Origin of the sequence: Aestuariibacter salexigens DSM 15300, assembly GCF_000429145.1 — a bacterium.
GTDB lineage: Bacteria > Pseudomonadota > Gammaproteobacteria > Enterobacterales > Alteromonadaceae > Aestuariibacter > Aestuariibacter salexigens.
This window is the reverse complement of sequence record NZ_AUBH01000013.1, coordinates 40,206-59,804: the sequence shown is the minus strand read 5'-3', so window position 1 is coordinate 59,804 and position 19,599 is coordinate 40,206. Positions and strand designations below refer to the sequence as shown.

Below are 19,599 nucleotides of genomic sequence, written 5' to 3'. Positions count from 1 at the left end.
TTGTTTACGTTATAGATCATGGGTATCGAGTCTATACCCATTACCTCTCAATGTCTGGATAGTGAGTGAAGGCTCACTATCCAGTTTTTTTCTTAAACGGCTGATATATACGTCTACGATATTGGTTTGTGGATCAGTGTGTGTCTGCCAGATACGGCTTAATATTCGCTCTCTCGACAGTACCTTTTGCCTGTGTTCAAGCAGATAGTACAGCAGGTCAAATTCTATTCTGGTCAGGCCTAATTCAGTGCCGTTTAATTTCGCAATTCTCTGTTGCAGTGATAGTGTTAGTGGGCCACACGACAGTTCATCATCATCACGTTGAGTCGGTGTTGGGCGACGCCGCCGCAGTGCAGTAACGCGGGCCAACAGCTCGTCAAAGTCGAAGGGCTTAGTAAGGTAATCGTCAGCGCCAAGCTGCAATCCTTTTACCCTTTCACTCACTTCATCCATGGCGGTAAGCATCAGTATCATGGGAGGGTTAGGTAAGGCTTTAATCGCTTGTAAGATTGTCACGCTGTCTTGATCGTCAAACATCCTGTCCAGCACCACGACCTCCGGTCCGTGCTGTTTAATCCACGGCAGCAATTCATGTAAATGACTTAATCCCGTGCAATCAAATCCTTCTGCGCGAAGGCCTTTGGTCAAAAATTGCAGCAGAGGTTTTTCATCATCGGCGACCAGGATACTCATGATTGTGGCTCCAATGGCAGTGAAAATGAAAAGGTCGAACCCTCGCCGGGAACGGATGTGGCAACAATGCTGCCACCATGAGCCTCAACAATCGCTTTGGCAATTGGCAGGCCTAACCCGAGTCCATCATTGTGTTTCCTGAACCTTACAAAACGCTCAAACACGTTTTCTATTTCGGCAGCTGATATGCCGTCCCCACAGTCCTTAACCGTTACTTTTGCATAGGATGAATCAGATGTCAGAGAAACATTAACTGGCATACCGGGGGCCGAATATTTAACGGCATTGTCGATTAGAATGGACAGTACCTGCTGGATCCGCGGTGTATCAATTTTAACAGTCACAGTATCATCGTCGGCAGACACTGTAATTTGACGTTCGGTGTGTAGCCGTTGCCATTTCGACACTTCAGTTTGTAATAGTGGCTGCATAGCGACAGAAGCAAGCTCAAGTTGTAACTGATTCATTTCCGCACGAGTGAGCAGCAGTAAGTCATCTACCAGGCGGCTGAGTGTGACGGACTGATTAAGAATAGAAGATAACGTCTCTTTATAATCTTCCTCGCATGCGGATTTGAGACGCAACGTGACCTGAGCTTCGCCGCGAATAATTGTGAGTGGCGTTCTAAGCTCATGAGACACATCGGCAATGAACTGACGCCGCCGCGAATCTATCTTGGTTAGCTGCAGGTTGGCGTTGGTAAGCTCGCGGGTGCGCTGCTCCACTTCAACTTCAAGGTTTTTGCGGGACATTGCCTCCTGCTCTTTGAAATCCTGCAACTGCTCCGCGAGGGTATTGATAGAGTCTGCAAGCTCGTCAAATTCATCGTCCAGGGTTTCTGAAATAGGCTTTCTATAGTGACCGGACAGGATCGAATCTGTGGCATTGCGTATCAGCACTAGCGGCTGATAAAGCTGATTAAAGAGCCAGTAACAACCATATGCAATGAGCGGCAGAGATAAAATTGCTAAGCCTAATGTGAACCAAACAATAGCTGTGTTCAACGTATCGATTTTTGCGTTTATCGCTGCTACTACCTTGCCCTGACGCAATACTGCAGCATTTATTGCTTCTCTGAATTTGTTATCAATCGTTACTTCGAGCAACTTTTCAAGACGAGCGCGTTGATCCGCAGGTGTATCACGGTTTCGGACTACCATATTAAATTCTAAAACAATTTGTTCTATCAGTTGCTCAAGCTCATCAGTATCCTCGACACTGCCCTGGGTAATTTCCTCGCCTAACGCCTCGCGCTGTTCTATTTCCAAACGGCGAATGTTCGTCAGTGCCTGAGCTATCAGTTCCTGCTTTTTGCGGACCTCAGTCTGGTTGGCATTTTGGCCAAAAATCACTTCATCAGTTAATTGCTTGAACATTCGATAGGAAATACTGGACAGCTCCTGGTGTTCAATTAACAAGGATTGGGCGATGGTACTTTGGCGAAGATTTTGCCTTGTCAAATGGGCCGAAATTGCTGTACACAACAGCGCAACAATAAGAATGAATGCCGTCGTGAGGCCGAAATAAAACAGTTTGCGTTTATACATAGCGTGTAGAGGATGCTTTTAACGATGTAGTATACGCAGGTTTAGCTACAATGGACTAGGAACTGGCTTGTTGTTCAACGATACTTCGCGAGTAACTGCTGCCAGGCAGGATCATCTTTGAGAGTCTCTGTCGCTTCTAACATGACTTGATATAGATCCTGATGTCTTTTTAAGGTGAATGCTCGACGGGCAAATTCATCGTGCGGACGCTCTGAAAGATGGTAGATATCGGGCAGTTCATCTTTGCGTTGTAAATAAGCAAATACCGACTGGCTGACGATGCCGACATCCGCCCGACCTTTTTCAATCAGCTCCAATACCTGACGTTCACCAATGGTATCGATACGCGGCACACGCTCTTCTGCCACTGCCTCATTCACACCAAAGTAGTAGAAGCCCAATACACCAGCGAAAGACTTACCGTAGAGTGACTCGATACCAGTGAATTCAAACGGACTGGATTTTAGCGACACGAACTCATCGCGGTCGGTAAACATTGTCGGTAGCCACAGGTAGCGTGTTTCGTCAGGATCTTTAAACCATTTCGGGTTAACGCCAACCACAACACCATCCAGTGTTCGCTCTTTGAGCATGAGATCAAGTCGCTTGCGGGGCAGAAAAATAGTACGAAATACAGCGTTATCTGTTTTCCTGGTTAACAGTTTAGCCATGTCGTAGTACAGCCCTTCCTGGCGTTCCTCATTGACAACAAAGGGCGGCTTTTTATGGTAGGTATATAAATAAATTTGCAGGTCCGACTGTTGTGCTACAACAGGCACAAGCGTGCTCAGTGACCAAACACTGACAGCAAATAATTTAAAAGTGTGCCGCAAAAGTGTGATAGCGAATGCCCCAGTTATGTGGTCTTAACGTTAATTAGCGTTGCTTTTAAACGATACTAATTGATCACGGCAATGTTGCAAAGCGTGGGTTACACGAACAGTCCTAATAAATTGTTCAGATAACGGTGTCCCGTCTGCGTGACTTGCCAATGCGTAGTAGAGCAGCTAATCAATCCCTGCTGCTGAGCTTTTCCTAACGACACTTTTACCTCGGAGGGAAGGGGAGAACCGGTTAAGCGCTCGTAATCATCAACGGGGCAGGGTTCAAGCAGTCTGAATCGATTCATAAAAAATTCAAACGGTAGGTCCTGCTCAGACACAGTTGTACAGTCACTCAAGTACGCTTTGCCAATATCCATATAGCCCCGGGGATGTTTTACTTTTACGGTACGAGTGATGCTACCATTGTGCTGATCGGTGATTTTCCCGTGTGCGCCACAGCCAATCCCAAGATAATCGCCAAAACGCCAATAATTAAGATTATGCTGACATTGATGGCCAGGGAGACTATAGGCGGAGATTTCATACTGGGTGTATCCAGCCTCTGTCAGCAATGTATGGCCTTGTGACTGGATGTCCCACAAAATGTCATCGTCGGGCAGCACCGGTGGACGAGAAGCAAACTGCGTGTTGGGCTCAATGGTTAATTGATACCAGGAAAGGTGAGGGGGCAATTGTTCAATTGCCGTACTCAGGTCCTGCAATGCGCTCTCAACGTTTTGCTGTGGCAGACCATGCATCAGATCTACATTGAAACTGCGCAGCCTTGCTTGATGGGCGTAGCCCGCCGCACGCTTGGCCTGCTGACCATCATGGATGCGTCCCAATGCCTGCAGCTGCGCGGATTGAAAGCTTTGCACGCCAATCGATATGCGATTCACACCAGCCTGCTGAAAGGCATTAAAGCGCTCGGTTTCAACTGTGCCAGGATTGGCCTCCAGGGTGATCTCTGCATCATTGGCCAGATTCACCCGCGACCTGATGCCGCTTAATAAACTGGCGATCGCATCGGCTGAAAATAGGCTCGGCGTACCGCCGCCGATAAAGATAGTGCTGACCTCCCGATCATTGACTCTGCTGGCATCAATGGCCAGATCATCGAGCAGGTGTGCGACGTATTCCTGCTCTGGCAAGCGTTGCTTCAATCCATGTGAGTTGAAGTCACAGTAGGGACACTTTTGCACACACCAGGGGATGTGCACATACAGACTCAGTGGAGGCATACTAGTTCAGGGCGCTGCTGAGCCTATCGAGCAAGGATTTCAGCGCCTGTCCGCGATGACTGATGGCATTTTTAGTCTGTTTATCCAACTGTGCCGCTGTGCACTTTTGAGATGGGACATAAAACACCGGGTCATAGCCGAAACCACCGTCTCCATGTCGTTTAAGGGCAATTTCGCCGTGCCACTCGCCCTGACAAATCAAGGGGGTTGGATCGTCAGCGTGGCGCATAAATACCAACACACAGATAAATCTGGCAGCGCGATGCTGTACCGGTGTTGACGCCAATGCCCCAAGCAATTTTTCAATGTTGTCATCATCGCTTGCGGATTCGCCAGCATAGCGACTGGAATATACGCCAGGTGCACCTTTTAGCGCAGCAACGGCAAGCCCTGAATCATCAGCAATAGCGGGCAGACTTGTAACGCGGCAAGCATGTCGCGCTTTGATGATGGCGTTTTCGACAAAGGTACTGCCAGTTTCTTCAGCGTCATCAACGCCAAGCGCTTTTTGCGGCACGACGTCAATGCTGAATTCTGCCAACAGACCGGCAAACTCTTTTACTTTGCCGGGGTTACCAGTGGCGAGGACAATTTTTTCAAACATACCCTAGTCCTTTTGGCTGCGTCGCTGCTTGGCTTTTTTGGCTGGCTTTTTGGCACTCGTCGACGCTTTTTTCTTCTTCACTTTCTTGCCAACTTTGGCTTCTTTATGCTTCGGACGTAAGCCGTCTATTACACGACGCTTCAATGGTTGACTGATGTATCGTTCTATTTTACCCAGTACGACCATATCGTGAGCTTCGACCAAAGAAATGGCAGTACCTTTGTTGCCCGCTCGACCGGTTCGCCCGATACGGTGAACATAGACGTCGGCTGTACGCGGCAAGTCAAAATTGATGACGTGAGTAATTTTCTCTACATCAATGCCGCGAGCGGCAACATCGGTTGCAAGCAGAATGGGCACTTCACCGCTTTTAAATCTTGCGAGGGCTGCGATTCGTTTGTCCTGAGGCATTTCACCCTGTAACCAGCACACTGGAATATCATGGGATTGTAGCGACTGCTTGAGGGTTGCCAGACGCTCGCGGGTTTTTACAAAAACAATGGTGCGCTGTTCTGGCTCATTTAACAGGTGGATCAGCAGGGCAAGCTTGTGCTCATAGTCATCTGCTAAATGTACATATTGGATAATTTTACCCTGCTCTTTGCGTGTTGCACTGGCACTGACCGGCACAGGGTCTTTGAGAATGTCTCTTGCAAAGGTATTAATGCCACTGCCTTCCAGCGTTGCAGAAAACAACATACTCTGTTTACGCCATCTGGCTTCTGCTGAAATTTGATGGACGATATTGGCAAAGCCCATATCCAGCATACGGTCGGCTTCATCCAGGATCAGTACCTCAATTTCCTGACAGCTGAAACTTTCTTTTTCAATGTGCTCAAACAGACGGCCGGGTGTGGCGACAAGAATGTCCAGACTTTTGCTTAAGGTCTCTTTGTCCGTACCGTAATTAATCCCGCCAGTGATGACGCCGCAAGTAAGGTCTGTATGCGCAGTGATGGCCTTGGCCTGTTCGTATACCTGTAGCGCTAGCTCGCGAGTCGGTGTAAGTATAATTACGCGAGCAGATCCCGGGTCTCGTCTTGGGTAATCAAGTAGATACTGTGCGGCAGGTAATAAAAATGCAGCTGTTTTACCTGTACCCGTTGGTGCTTGCGCCAGTACATCTCTGCCTTCAAGCGCAACCGGAATGGCCTCCTGCTGGATGCCAGTAGGTTTTTTATAGCCCATATCAGCAAGGGCACGGGTGAGTTTTGCGTCGAGATCCAGGGAATCAAACATGTAATATTCGGTATGATGTAAACCAAAGCATTATAAAGCACTCAAGACAGCACTGCGACTGAAATACAACCTTAGCTCGACTGTGTGTCCCGAATGTTTTCAATGGCGGCAATTCGCTGGCGTTCCAGCTCATCACGGATTTGCTGTCCCTGATACCCCTGAGCGACGATATCTTTTACGCTGACATTCGCTGCTGCTTGCCACGCCGCTCTGAAATAGTCTGCTTGTGGATAATTACTGTTTTCAAATTGCTTGCGACCTTTCGCGTCGGCCGTACATGCCAGTAGCAGGGCTTCAAACCTCTCTGGTTTTCGCCATGCATCGCATTTATTCAGCACCTTTAAAACGGTTTTAGCAGTAAGCTGAAATGCGCCATGTACGTGACTATGAAACTCACCAACTAGCAAGGCTAGTTCCCGACAGGCGTTTGGCACTTTTAACCTGTCGCAGAGTGTATTGATTGAGGTAAGTCCGAGCTTTTCGTGGCCATGGTGAGACGGCCACTGGTCAGCGTCTGTTAATGACTTTCCTACATCATGCACCAGGGCGGCAAATCGAACACTCACGTCATCTGATAATTTAGCCGCCTGCTCCAACACCATCATGGTGTGAATGCCAGTATCTACTTCCGGGTGCCACTTGGCCGGGTTGGAAATTCCCCAAAGCACATCAACTTCATTAAACCAAAAGCGCAACGCTCCACAGGCCCGCAACGTTTCAAAATATACCTGCGGGGTGTCCTGTTGCAGACTGCGCTCGGTCTCTTTCCAGACTCGCTCTGCACTCAGATGCTCAAGTTCTCCCGATTGGCTGATAGTACGCATGAGCTCCAGGGTCTCATTGGCAATGGAGAAGCCATAGCTATAGTAACGCGAAGCAAAGCGTGCCACGCGAAGCACCCGCAGTGGGTCTTCAACAAAGGCGTCGGAGACATGACGCAACACGCGATTTTGCAAATCCTGCTGACCATTATAAGGGTCGATAAGCTGGCCGTTTTCGTCTTTTGCCATTGCATTGACGGTGAGATCGCGACGCATCAAATCCTGCTCCAGCGTGACCGTTGGCGCACTATTACATTCGAACCCCGTATACCCGCTGCCAGTTTTTCGCTCTGTGCGGGCGAGAGCATACTCCTCTTTCGTTTTAGGGTGCAGAAACACCGGAAAATCTTTACCTACCTGAGTAAAGCCCTTCTCGAGCATCTGTTCCGGTGTGGCGCCGACGACCACATAGTCTCTCTCATGGACGGGACGGCCCAATAATTCATCGCGCACTGCGCCGCCCACCAGGTAAATTTTCATGCGGTTCGATTAGTCTGCTTCACTGTCGTTTCAGTATTTTGGCATACTCACAGGAGCGATTCATGCGTGTTGTACATTTTCCTCTCCGGCGGACCTGATTGGCTTTGACTTCATCAAACGAACTGGGTAGTTTAGCTGTCGCGTTAGCAATCCATAGTGACTATGTATCTCAATTATTTCGGACTTTCAGACAACCCGTTTTCAATTGCGCCAAATCCAGATTACCTATACATGAGCCCGCGGCACAAAGAAGCGCTGGCGCACCTGACATTTGGTTTGCGAGAAAGCGGCGGCTTTGTGATGCTGACCGGCGAAGTCGGCACCGGCAAAACGACGGTATCACGTAAATTGTTGCAACAGCTCCCCGACAATACGCAGATTGCGATGATCCTCAATCCGACGCTATCGGCGATGGAGTTACTCGCGACAATATGTGACGAGCTCGGGCTAGAGTATGATGAGCAAAGAGCCAGTCTGAAATATTTCACCGATCTGATCTTGTCCAAGCTGGCAGCCAATCATGATGCCGGTATGAATACCGTACTGATCATCGATGAAGCGCAACATCTGCTGCCTGAGGTACTGGAACAACTGCGCTTGCTGACTAATCTGGAAACGAATCGCGAAAAATTATTAAAAGTCGTGCTGATTGGACAGCCAGAGTTGCAGCAGCTGTTAAAACGTCAGGAGCTCAGACAGCTGGCACAGCGCATTACTGCACGTTATCACCTGCTGCCGCTTACTGCGTCGGAGGTGAAGTCCTACATTGCGCATCGGTTGAGTGTTGCCAATGGCGATGGCAGCGTGTTTAGCGCCTCAGCAATGGCAGCGGTGTATCAGATATCGGGCGGTATCCCCAGGGTGATCAATTTATTATGTGATCGGGCCCTGACGTTGACCTTTACCCGACAGGATGCGGTGGTGAAACGTCATATTTTTATTGCAGCAGCAAATCAGATTCTCGGTGAAGATGTGGTCGCACAGCGTCAGGGAAATCGTTGGGCACTGACATTGGCTGCCATGTTTGCCATTGCTGCATTGATGGGATTTATGACAGGGAGTTGGTATGCCTGAGCGGATCAGTATCGATAACCTGCAAGCTGGCATGGTGATCATTGGCATTACCGAGCAGAATGGGCCTGTGAAAATTCGCAAGTCCGGCCTTGTCACCAGCCAGGATATGGTCCGTGGTCTGGCAGAGATGGGAGTGCTGGAAGTCGAGATTGATCCTGCACAGACTGTTGAAATTGACGCCGCGGCGTCGCCAGTGTCCCATACCAGACAGTTACTTACCGGTAATAAACGGGTTGAGCACGGATCTGGTAACGCAATTGACCACAGTTTATCCGATCAGTTTAATCGCAGTTTATTCTTGCCGTCTGTGCAGGGATTGCCATCTGTTTGGCAGCATTACGGCAAAAAATCACTTAGCGCTGTTATCGTTGTTTTCGGCGGCTTTGCCGTGGGCTGGGTTGCGGCAAATTGGTCCAGCTATTTGGCGATGTTATCGGCACCAGCAAATGTGGTAAACCAGTCGCAGCAGCTACCCGCGTCAAATGAGAGCAAATCGATTGATGCGTCAACTGAACCGCCTACAACAGTGATAGCAAATACGGCTCCACAGACCGAGACGTCAGAGGTTGTCAGCGAGCCTACTGAGAGAGAGTTTGTGGACAACTCAGATGAGGAAGAGGGCACGATTTTAAACGCGCAGCCTGAAGCTGAGCCGGCAATATCACAAGAGCTGTTACGACGTTTTAATCAGGCGGTTGCCGAATTGGATGAAGAGCCTCGGGAAAGTGCGCCGGTCACAGTGCGTAATAATGATGATATCCCGCGTGTCGATCAGCTTCCGGTCAGGCTCCTGACGCGTTTACCGTCAATGAGTTTTAATGCGCATATGTATGCGTCAAACCCCTCAGACAGATGGGTCAGGGTAAACGGTATCCGCCTGGTCGAGGGAGACTGGCTGAATGACAACCTGCAACTTGTCGAGATTGAACCTCAGCATGTCGTGCTGTCATTCGAAGGCGAAGCATTTCGCATGGCGGCCCTGAGCGATTGGTAACGACGCTTCAGGGCATAGCGTTTAAAAATACGTCGCGGAAAAACTTATTAAGATTTAGCTTGAATTCTTCTGGCCTCACCGCAGCCACAATGTCGTCATCAACCTTGGCTAAATCAAGACGGGTGATCTGTCGATGGGTCTGTGAGCGTACGCTGTAAAACACCATGACCACGGGTTTAAGTGGATTATTTTTATTTGCCTGACTGACAATCGCCAGCTTATCGCTTTTCAAGCGGACCAGTGAACCAACAGGATGCACGCCGATACACTTAATGAAGGCCTGTACCAATTCCTTATCTAGCTGCGGATCTTTGAGTAATTTCTTTAGCGCCGCGGTGGCTGACATACTTTCTTGATGGTGACGCGTCGACGTCATCGCATCGTAGCAATCGACGATCGCGGCCATACGTGCAAAGGTAGATATCTCTTCTCCTGACTTTCCCGAGGGGTAGCCCGAACCGTCCACGCGTTCATGATGGTTTTGCACCACGTCCAGCACGATATCGGAAATATCATCGGTCTGCTCCAGCAATTCAACGCCCGTGTCGACGTGAGTTTTGATCAGTTCCCAATCGGCTTTGGAGAGTTTGCCGCGGGCCTTGATGATATCGTCGGGTATGGTCGCCATGCCAACGTCCATAAGCAAACCAGCTAAACCTAGCTCTTCTACTTGCGCCTTATCGTAACCAAGGCTGTTGGCGAACATGGCCATGAGTATTGAGCAATTTAATGAGTGTTCGAGTAAATATTGGTCGGCATTTTTAATCAGCGTCAGGCAACTCAGTGCATTGGGGTTGTCGAACACGGAGTCTATAACCTGGTGGCTTAATCCAACCAACGGAGAAATATCAGCAGGTTGTCCCTGCTTCACTCGATTAATAAAATCGCCCTGTATATTTACAGCCTGCAAATACAAATCGTTAGCGTCGGATAATGCCTCGGACTCAGACTTTTTCGGTTTTTGCGGGCGTTTCTCGGTTTCGGCGGCTGCTTTCTCGACATCGTTGTTCTGAGGTGAGTAGGTGGTTTTACTGCGCGACAAATCGACTTCTAAAGTCAGGATCCCTTTGCTGCGCAGCGTATCGATGGTGGCCTGCGTTTTTACCAGACCGCGGGAACGCATCTTCAGTCGACCCTTCTGCTCGACAACCTGAGTAACGAACATGCCGGGTGTCAGTTCTTCAATCGGGATAGTTTTTAACATCAACTACCGCACCACCAGTCAATAAATGAATATATTTAGAATATCAGAAATTTTTAAATATGAGAGACAGGAATCGTCATAAATGTGCGCCAACACATGGTGTCGTTGGCGCACGCTTGGACCATTATGCCCAGGCAGGCTGTTTGGCCTCGTATTCGCTGATTTTAGCGTCCAGTTCCAACGTTTGCCCGATAGCGTCCAAGCCCTTAATCAGGTTGAGCTTGTGATGCTCCGCGATGTCAAAGGAGAAACTCTGTCCGTCTACGCTCACAGTTTGTGCCGGTAAATCAACTTCTATTACGGTATCTGGTTTGGACTCAACCGCGGCAAACAGCACGTCCATTTGCTCGCTTGGTAGACTGATCGGCAAAATCTGGTTGTTAATACAGTTGCCATAGAAAATATCCGCCAGACTTGTAGCAATGATCACTTTGAAACCAAAATCACCAAGTGCCCAGGGCGCATGCTCTCGACTTGAACCGCAGCCAAAATTCTCGCGCGCTAACAAAATACTAGCACCCTGATATTGCGGCTGGTTTAGCGTAAATTCAGGATTGGGTACCGATTCATGTTCATCAAGATAACGCCAATCATGAAACAAATGTTTGCCATAGCCTGTGCGTGTCACACCAGTTAAAAATTGCTTCGGGACAATCTGATCGGTATCGACATTTGCCTGATTCAATGGCGCGGCGTTGCCGCTTATTGTAGTAATACCTGTCATATTTTACTCCTGAAAATCCCGTACATCGGCTAAGCGGCCTTTTAAAGCAGCAGCGGCTGCCATCGCGGGGCTGACCAGGTGGGTGCGTGCTCCGCGGCCCTGCCGGCCTTCGAAGTTTCGATTGCTGGTAGATGCACAGCGATCGCCTGGTTTGAGAATGTCATCATTCATACCCAGACACATAGAACAGCCTGGCAGGCGCCATTCAAATCCTGACTCGATAAAGATTTTATCCAGTCCTTCCGCCTCGGCCTGCGCTTTAACCGCGACAGAACCCGGTACAACGATGGCGGTGACGTTATCTGCTACTTTACCTTGTTTAGCAATGCTTGCTGCCGCACGAAGATCTTCAATTCGCCCGTTCGTGCAGGACCCGATAAAGACATTGTTGATGGCAACCTCAGAGAGGATTTGGCCAGCTTCAAGATCCATATATTTCAAGGCCTTCTGTGCAGAGCTCCGAGCGACAGGGTCGTTAAAGCTGTCAGGAGCAGGTATCGGCTGACCCACTCCTACCACTTGGCCCGGGTTCGTGCCCCAGGTCACCTGCGGAGAAATATCGTCGGCATGCAATGTGACAACCGTGTCGAATACGGCGTCTTCATCACTGTATAAGGTTTTCCAATAGGCAAGTGCGCTGTCCCAGTCATTACCACTGGGGGCCAGTTCCCGACCTTTGATGTACGCAAACGTGGTGTCATCCGGTGCGATCATGCCTGCTTTGGCGCCAGCTTCGATGCTCATGTTGCAGATGGTCATGCGCTGCTCCATGGACAACCCGCGAATAGCTTCACCACAATACTCAATGACATGCCCAGTGGCACCTGCATGGCCAATTTTACCAATGATGGCGAGAATAATGTCTTTGGCGGTGATGCCAACGGCCAGGGATCCCGACACCTCCACCTTCATACTTTTAGCTTTGCTTTGCTTGAGTGTCTGGGTAGCCAGTACATGTTCGACCTGTGAGGTGCCAATACCAAACGCCAATGCACCAAAAGCGCCGTGGGTCGCTGTGTGCGAGTCACCGCACACCACTGTCATGCCCGGTTGTATCAGTCCCAGTTCCGGCCCCATGACATGCACAATGCCCTGCTTTTGATGGCCAACAGGGTAGAGTTCAATGCCATGTTTCTGACAGTTTTGCGCCAGCGTATTGAGCTGAAGCTGATTGGCAGGACCACAGGCATCCAGTGCCAGGGAGCGGGTTGAAATGCTGTGGTCCATGGTAGCAATCGTGCGGTCTGGGCGACGCACTTTGCGATTCTTTTCATCCAGACCAGCAAACGCCTGAGGTGAGGTGACCTCATGAATAAGATGACGGTCGATATAAATCAGGCTGTCTTCACCTATCTGGTCTATGACATGAGCCTGCCAGACCTTTTCATATAACGTTTTTGCCATGTATACGCGTTCCTTAATTGTTAAGACTCTGAGCCGCTGGAGGCGGCGTGACTGGCAATAGCATCACCCACTTCGCTGGTGGATTTAGCGAGGTGTCGTTTTTCTGGGGGCAAAAGTTCACCGGTATATACGTCATCGGCAAGCGTTTTGATCACGGCCTGCTCAATGCAGTCTGCCGCGGCGTGCTGATTCAGACTGTAACGCAATAACATGGCTGCCGAGAGAATTTGCGCTATGGGGTTCGCCACGCCTTTGCCCGCGATATCTGGTGCAGAGCCGCCCGCTGGCTCATACAGGCCAAATCCGGCCTGATTGATACTGGCGGAGGGTAACAGCCCCATTGAACCGGTCAACATGGCACATTCATCTGAAATGATGTCGCCGAACAGGTTTGAGCAAAGTAGCACATCAAACTGGCCCGGTTCACGGATAAGTTGCATCGTGGCGTTGTCAATATAGATATGTTCAAGCTCGACGTGAGGATAGTCTTTAGCGACCTCTTCAGTGACTTCTCGCCACAGTCGACTGGTGACCAATACATTGGCCTTGTCGACCGAGGTGACTTTGCCCCTGCGCAGGCTTGCTGCTTCAAACGCACTGATAGCAATGCGCCGGATCTCTGCTTTTGAATATCGCATAGTATCAAACGCGTTTTGTTGCTCGCCTTCGCCTTCTAATCCTTTAGGTTGACCGAAATAGATACCACTGGTTAACTCCCGCACCACCAGCACATCGAAGCCGGCTCGTGATATGTCTGTGCGAAGTGGTGAGAGAGACTCAAGGCCTGGATAGATGCGAGCAGGTCGCAGATTGCTGAAGAGGTCAAAATGGCTACGCAGCGTCAGCAATGCAGCGCGCTCGGGACGCTTCTCCAGCGGCAACGCATCCCATTTAGGGCCACCGATTGAGCCAAACAAAATGGCATCAGCCTGCTCACATCCTTTTAGGGTAGCCGCAGGTAACGCTTCGCCATGATGGTCAATGGCAAAACCACCGACCGGATACTCCGTCAGATGAAGACTCAAATCGAATCGTTGTTGGACGACATCAAGTACCTTTTTTGCTTCGGCCATGACTTCGGGGCCAATTCCATCGCCCGCCAGCACCGCAATGTTATGTGTACTCACTACCTTTATACTCCTGCAATTCGTACTTGTTGTTTTTGTAAGTCTATCTGGTCCGCCAGATAGGTATTATTTAACACATAGATCAGCGCTTTAACGCCTGATTCTACGATATCTGTCGCCAGGCCAATGCCGTGGAAGCGGCGACCTTTATATTCTGCAATAACACTTACCTGTGCCAGAGAATCTGCGCCCTCTCCGGTAGAATCAAGTGAGAAATCGACGATTTCGACTTCCTTGTGACCCAACACCCTTTGTATTGCATTGTAGGCAGCATCAACGGGGCCGTTGCCTATTGCTGACTCGGTAAATTCCTCGTCACCAACCTGTAACGTCACCGTTGCACTGGGAATGATTTCCTTACCAGAATTGGCATGCAGATATTTTAAAACATAGTGTGCATGTTCATGTTTTTGCTGTGAGAAAAACAGCAACGCTTCAAGGTCATAATCGAACACCTGACCTTTTTTATCTGCCAGCTTAAGAAATGATTGATAGACGGTTTCCAGATCAAAATCTGACTCTTTGTATCCCAGTTCCAGAAGACGGTGTTTGATCACATGACGTCCCGATCTGGATGTCAGATTAAGGTTGTTCTTATTGATACCAACACTCTCTGGCGTCATGATTTCGTAGGTATTCTGCGCTTTTAACACGCCATCCTGATGGATGCCTGATGAGTGGCTAAATGCATTGGCGCCGACAATAGCTTTATTGGCTTGCACCGGCATATTACACAGCTGGCTGACCAATTTCGATGTGCGGGAAATTTCCTCACTATTAATACCGCATGACAGGCCCAGCAATTGCTCCCGGGTCTTCAGGATCATGGCAATTTCTTCCAGTGAGCTGTTGCCAGCCCGTTCACCGATGCCGTTGACGGTACATTCTACCTGTCTGGCACCATTTTCTGCGGCAGCCAGTGAGTTAGCCACAGCCAGTCCCAGGTCGTTGTGACAGTGTACTGAAATGGTGGCTTTGTCGATATTGGGTACGCGATTGAACAGATTCTTGATAATACCGCCGAACTCGGTGGGTGTTGTGTAACCGACGGTATCGGGGATGTTAACGGTAGTGGCCCCGGCATTGATGGCGGCTTCCACCATGCGACACAGATAATCGATGTGAGTACGTCCTGCATCCTCACAGGAGAACTCGACATCATCAGTGTAGCGGCGCGCACGTTTAACCGCCGCCACTGCCATCTCGACAATATCGTCCTGACTTTTGCGTAATTTGGCATTCACGTGAATATCAGAGGTCGCTATAAACGTATGAATACGGAATTGTTGTGCCACACCAAGGGCTTCCCCGCAGGCATCAATATCAGCGTCCACCGCTCTTGAAAGTCCGCAAACGATGGCATTTTTTACCTCGGATGCAATGGTGCGCACGGAATTGAAATCTCCCGGAGACGATACTGGGAACCCCGCCTCTATTATGTCTACGCCAAGACGCTCCAGAGCCAGCGCTATTTGCAGCTTCTCTTTGACGGTCAGACTGGCTGGCAAAGCCTGTTCACCATCACGTAACGTGGTATCGAAAATCTTTACGTAATCAGACATTTTTTCATCTCCCTAAACGAAAAAACCCGTGCTGGGCACGGGTTTTTGTGTCTGGTTGCTCGTTGCTTACAACCTAACCGTGCAGTCTTGCTGCCATAAGGAGGAGTAGAGTAATAAGCATCGTACGCATAATTAATTCTAAGCTTGCTGGTTCATTGCATTAAACGCCTTTAAACCGCGTGCGTCAACCTATGTTTACCCGGGTCTTTATATCGGAAAAGAATATCGTTCTTTAAATCAACGAAAATTCTTCCAGTTGACCGTAGTGGAAAGCAACAGCTCGCGCAGGCTCAAGGCTCGCGGCGACGTCCGTCCACGATGGTTCCAGCAGTGTCCGCAGCAGGCGCCGGTAAAGACACTTTTGGATGGCTTCAATAGCCTGTATTCACTGTGGGGTCCACGCTTCTCGCTGTCAGCATCGCGTCCATCCATGTAAAACCAGCCGTATTGGTTGACGTGTACACGGTCGTTGTCGGTGTCAATACGATCAATGGAGTCCAGCAGCAGGGCGGATTCGCCCAACTCCTGTTTATAGATGACGACAGGCATCCCCATTTTTGCATAACGCTGAAACCATTCCCGGGTTTTTTCACTGCCGTCTTTTAAACCGGGACAGTTGGCGGCCTGTTTGGCCTGCCAGCTGCCGTTGTGAATATCAACCTGCAAGGGCGCATTGTGATGTAGTAAATATTCAGCGGCGCGTTTTATGTGGTAGGAAAGACCACTAAGGCGTCTTTTAAGGCGCTCGGCACTGGATGTTGAGGCATTCGCTAATGTCAGTAACTCACGCTCATAAAGCGCGTTACAGAGTTCAGCAAACCGCAGCATCTGCCCGTCATCGGCAAAAATATCGACTTGCTGTTGAGACATGAGATCGCGCATAGTGCGAGCATAACGGGCTCTTAAAGAGCCCGCCAGCGTTTTATTGCCCTTTTATTTCCTGACGACCCTTATAGGTTGCCTTGCTGGCCAACTGCTCTTCAATACGCAGCAGCTGATTATACTTGGCAACACGGTCTGAACGACATAATGAGCCGGTTTTTATCTGGCCTGCTGCAGTGCCCACGGCGAGGTCGGCAATGGTGGCGTCTTCTGTTTCACCACTGCGGTGTGAAATAACGGCAGTAAAGCCCGCATCTTTAGCCATTCTGATCGCCTCAAGGGTCTCAGTAAGTGAGCCTATCTGGTTAAACTTGATCAGGATTGAATTACCAATGCCGTTATCAATACCGCGCTTTAGGATCTTGGTATTGGTGACGAAGAGGTCGTCACCGACCAACTGCACGCGGTCACCGATTTTATTTGTCAGGCTGGCCCAACCGTCCCAGTCACTTTCATCCAGGCCGTCTTCGATAGAAACAATCGGATATTTGTCTGCCAGCTCAGCCAAAAAGTCACCAAAGCCTTCGGAGTCAAACACCTTGCCTTCGCCTTTAAGGTCATACTTGCCATCTTTATAAAACTCAGAGGCCGCACAGTCCAATGCCAGGGTAATGTCTTTATCCATTTCATAACCCGCTTTCTGCACTGCTTCGACGATCACTTCAAGCGCCTCTTCGTTGGAGCTCAAGTTCGGCGCAAAGCCACCCTCATCACCTACCGCAGTATTCAGGCCTTTAGCACTGAGTACTTTTTTCAGGCTATGGAAGATTTCAGCGCCCATGCGCAACGCTTCTTTGAAGCTTGATGCACCGACTGGCTGGACCATGAACTCTTGTATATCGACATTGTTGTCGGCATGTTCACCGCCGTTGATAATGTTCATCATGGGCACCGGCATTGAATATTGTCCCGGTGTGCCGTTCAAGTCTGCAATATGCTGGTACAGAGGGATTTTTTTATCGTTGGCAGCGGCTTTGGCGACGGCAAGAGATACCGCCAGGATGGCGTTGGCACCCAGATTTTCTTTGTTCTCTGTGCCGTCAAGTTCGATCATGACACGATCAATCGCCGCCTGCTCACCCGCTTCCATACCTAACAGCGCCTGCTGGATTTTGTCATTTACAGCCGCGACTGCTTTTTGGACGCCTTTACCGAGGTAACGCTGTTTGTCTCCGTCTCTTAACTCAAGGGCCTCTCTAGAGCCAGTCGAGGCGCCAGATGGCGCGCAGGCTCGGCCCATTACGCCGGTATCAAGAATGACGTCTGCTTCTACGGTAGGGTTCCCACGGGAGTCGAGTATTTCACGACCAATAATACGAGTGATCTTTGCCATAATGTTTGCCTTCTAAGTTTCTGTTTGATGCCGCGCCAGTTGGCGCGGCCTAAAATAACGGTCGCGTAGTGTCAGTGCAGGACAGATGCTTAATTGTTGCTCTTATGATATTCACCCGCTGCGCGCACAAATCCAGTGAACAGAGGGTGCCCATCCCGCGGTGTTGAAGTGAATTCCGGGTGAAACTGACCTGCTATAAACCATGGATGATCCGGTAGTTCAATCACTTCTACCAGCTTTTTATCAGTGGACAGGCCACTGACCACCAGGCCAGCTTTTTCTACCTGGTCGCGCAAATTGTTGTTCACTTCATAACGATGACGGTGACGTTCATATATTTCTACATCACCGTAGGTGGCGTGTACCTTGGTGCCTTCAATAAGATGGCAGAGCTGACTGCCAAGTCGCATGGTACCGCCCAAATCCGATTCTTCTGTGCGGGTTTCTTTACTGCCGCTGGCGTCTTCCCACTCGGTGATAAGGCCTACCACCGGGAAAGGAGAGTCAGGGTCGAATTCGGTGCTGTTGGCGCCTTGCATACCGGCGACGTTGCGCGCGTACTCAATAAATGCGACCTGCATGCCCAGACAAATGCCCAGATAGGGGATATTATTTTCACGGGCATATTTGACCGCCTGGATTTTACCTTCAATTCCGCGTTCACCGAAGCCACCCGGCACCAGAATCGCGTCAAGCTCTTCAAGCAGCCCCTCTCCCTTGCTTTCGATATCCTGAGAATCGATGTAGCGGATGTTAACAGAGAGACGGTTCTTGAGTCCGGCATGTTTCAATGCTTCGTTGACCGATTTATAGGCATCCGGCAGCTCGACGTATTTACCTACCATGCCAATGGTGACTTCGCCAGTAGGATTGGATTCGGCGTAAAGCACCTGCTCCCATTCGGTTAAGTCTGCCTCCGGACACTCCAGTTTGAACCGCTCTACGACCAGTTGGTCCATTCCCTGGGCTTTCAGTGCTGCCGGAATGCGATAAATGCTGTCAACATCTTTAAGTGAAATGACCGCTTTGTCTGCCACGTTAGTAAACAAGGCAATCTTGTTTCGCTCATTCGTGGGTAACGCTTTTTCCGAGCGACACACCAGAATGTCAGGCTGAATACCGATAGATCGCAGTTCTTTGACGGAGTGTTGCGTAGGTTTAGTTTTGATTTCACCTGATGCCGCCATGTAGGGTACCAGCGTCAGATGCATAAACATTGAACGGTCCCGGCCCAACTCGGTGCCTAACTGACGAATGGCTTCGAGGAATGGCTGTGATTCAATGTCACCTACCGTACCGCCAATTTCAACAATGGCGATATCTGCGCCTTCTGCGCCTTCCAGAACGCGGCGCTTTATTTCATTGGTGATATGTGGAATGACCTGAATCGTCGCGCCAAGATAATCGCCGCGTCGTTCACGCTTGAGTACTTCTTCGTAAACACGCCCGGTAGTAAAGTTGTTGCCCTTGGTCATCCGGGTGCGGATAAAGCGTTCATAGTGCCCCAGGTCCAGGTCTGTCTCTGCGCCGTCATCGGTGACAAAAACTTCACCGTGCTGAATCGGGCTCATGGTGCCCGGGTCAACGTTGATGTAAGGGTCCAGCTTAAGCATGGTGACCTTCAGACCACGTGCTTCGAGGATAGCGGCAAGAGAAGCGGCAGCAATACCTTTCCCGAGTGATGATACAACACCACCTGTGACGAAAATATATTTTGTCATGTGAAACCTAAGGCTTAGGGTTTGAACAGATACGGGTGCTAAGACCAATGCAGAAATTGGCTCTAGACGGCGCAATAGTATACTGAATGCAGACCTTCTAGACAATTAACCTTTCACTGGTGTGG

17 protein-coding genes are annotated in these 19,599 nt (G+C 49.7%); 2 read left to right on the top strand and 15 right to left on the bottom strand.

All coding sequences use genetic code 11. The features are described 5' to 3' along the window. Positions 1-9 precede the first annotated feature (9 nt). From G441_RS0114800 to G441_RS0114770, 7 genes are all read right to left on the bottom strand, one after another. Positions 10-693 (bottom strand): response regulator transcription factor, encoded by a 684-nt coding sequence (locus G441_RS0114800; RefSeq protein WP_026377080.1) that lies wholly within the window; start codon positions 691-693, stop codon positions 10-12. Then, the gene (locus G441_RS0114795; protein ID WP_026377079.1) at positions 690-2,240 is read right to left on the bottom strand and encodes a sensor histidine kinase; all 1,551 of its coding nucleotides are present in this window, start codon (positions 2,238-2,240) and stop codon (positions 690-692) included. Before G441_RS0114795 ends, G441_RS0114800 begins: the two co-directional genes overlap by 4 nt. A gap of 74 nt (positions 2,241-2,314) precedes the next feature. After that, on the bottom strand, positions 2,315-3,019 hold the full coding sequence (locus G441_RS0114790; protein WP_169726089.1) for a substrate-binding periplasmic protein: 705 nt from the start codon (positions 3,017-3,019) through the stop codon (positions 2,315-2,317). 152 nt (positions 3,020-3,171) lie between these two features. After that, positions 3,172-4,305, bottom strand: coding sequence for a radical SAM family heme chaperone HemW (hemW, locus tag G441_RS0114785; protein ID WP_026377077.1), 1,134 nt, complete (start codon positions 4,303-4,305; stop codon positions 3,172-3,174). A gap of 1 nt (position 4,306) precedes the next feature. Continuing rightward, positions 4,307-4,909, bottom strand: coding sequence for an RdgB/HAM1 family non-canonical purine NTP pyrophosphatase (rdgB, locus tag G441_RS0114780; RefSeq protein ID WP_026377076.1), 603 nt, complete (start codon positions 4,907-4,909; stop codon positions 4,307-4,309). A 3-nt stretch (positions 4,910-4,912) separates the two neighbouring features. Further along, positions 4,913-6,148: an ATP-dependent RNA helicase SrmB gene (gene srmB, locus G441_RS0114775; RefSeq protein ID WP_026377075.1), complete on the bottom strand. Its 1,236-nt coding sequence runs from the start codon at positions 6,146-6,148 to the stop codon at positions 4,913-4,915. Positions 6,149-6,219: 71 nt separating this feature from the next. After that, positions 6,220-7,449: a multifunctional CCA addition/repair protein gene (locus G441_RS0114770; protein ID WP_026377074.1), complete on the bottom strand. Its 1,230-nt coding sequence runs from the start codon at positions 7,447-7,449 to the stop codon at positions 6,220-6,222. 162 nt (positions 7,450-7,611) lie between these two features. Between G441_RS0114770 and G441_RS0114765 the strand changes: the two genes are divergently transcribed. After that, positions 7,612-8,523 (top strand): ExeA family protein, encoded by a 912-nt coding sequence (locus G441_RS0114765; protein ID WP_026377073.1) that lies wholly within the window; start codon positions 7,612-7,614, stop codon positions 8,521-8,523. Next, positions 8,516-9,517, top strand: a complete 1,002-nt coding sequence (locus G441_RS0114760; RefSeq protein WP_026377072.1) for a general secretion pathway protein GspB — start codon at positions 8,516-8,518, stop codon at positions 9,515-9,517. The genes G441_RS0114765 and G441_RS0114760 overlap by 8 nt, the downstream gene beginning before the upstream one ends. A 7-nt stretch (positions 9,518-9,524) precedes the next feature. Here the strand turns inward: G441_RS0114760 and G441_RS0114755 are convergent, their stop codons facing one another. The 8 genes from G441_RS0114755 to G441_RS0114720 form a co-directional block, all read right to left on the bottom strand. Further along, on the bottom strand, positions 9,525-10,721 hold the full coding sequence (locus G441_RS0114755) for a cyclic di-GMP phosphodiesterase (protein ID WP_026377071.1): 1,197 nt from the start codon (positions 10,719-10,721) through the stop codon (positions 9,525-9,527). Between the two features lie 124 nt (positions 10,722-10,845). Then, entirely contained in the window at positions 10,846-11,445 is a 600-nt protein-coding gene (gene leuD / locus G441_RS0114750; RefSeq protein WP_026377070.1) for a 3-isopropylmalate dehydratase small subunit, read from the bottom strand. Positions 11,446-11,448: 3 nt separating this feature from the next. Next, positions 11,449-12,849, bottom strand: a complete 1,401-nt coding sequence (leuC, locus tag G441_RS0114745) for a 3-isopropylmalate dehydratase large subunit (protein WP_026377069.1) — start codon at positions 12,847-12,849, stop codon at positions 11,449-11,451. A 20-nt stretch (positions 12,850-12,869) separates the two neighbouring features. Beyond that, the gene (gene leuB / locus G441_RS0114740) at positions 12,870-13,976 is read right to left on the bottom strand and encodes a 3-isopropylmalate dehydrogenase (RefSeq protein WP_026377068.1); all 1,107 of its coding nucleotides are present in this window, start codon (positions 13,974-13,976) and stop codon (positions 12,870-12,872) included. Between the two features lie 5 nt (positions 13,977-13,981). After that, positions 13,982-15,538, bottom strand: a complete 1,557-nt coding sequence (gene leuA / locus G441_RS0114735; RefSeq protein WP_026377067.1) for a 2-isopropylmalate synthase — start codon at positions 15,536-15,538, stop codon at positions 13,982-13,984. Between the two features lie 237 nt (positions 15,539-15,775). Beyond that, positions 15,776-16,408, bottom strand: coding sequence for a hypothetical protein (locus tag G441_RS0114730; RefSeq protein ID WP_240485150.1), 633 nt, complete (start codon positions 16,406-16,408; stop codon positions 15,776-15,778). Positions 16,409-16,460: 52 nt separating this feature from the next. Further along, positions 16,461-17,753: a phosphopyruvate hydratase gene (gene eno, locus G441_RS0114725; RefSeq protein WP_026377065.1), complete on the bottom strand. Its 1,293-nt coding sequence runs from the start codon at positions 17,751-17,753 to the stop codon at positions 16,461-16,463. Positions 17,754-17,842: 89 nt separating this feature from the next. Beyond that, entirely contained in the window at positions 17,843-19,474 is a 1,632-nt protein-coding gene (locus G441_RS0114720; protein ID WP_026377064.1) for a CTP synthase, read from the bottom strand. Positions 19,475-19,599 lie beyond the last annotated feature (125 nt).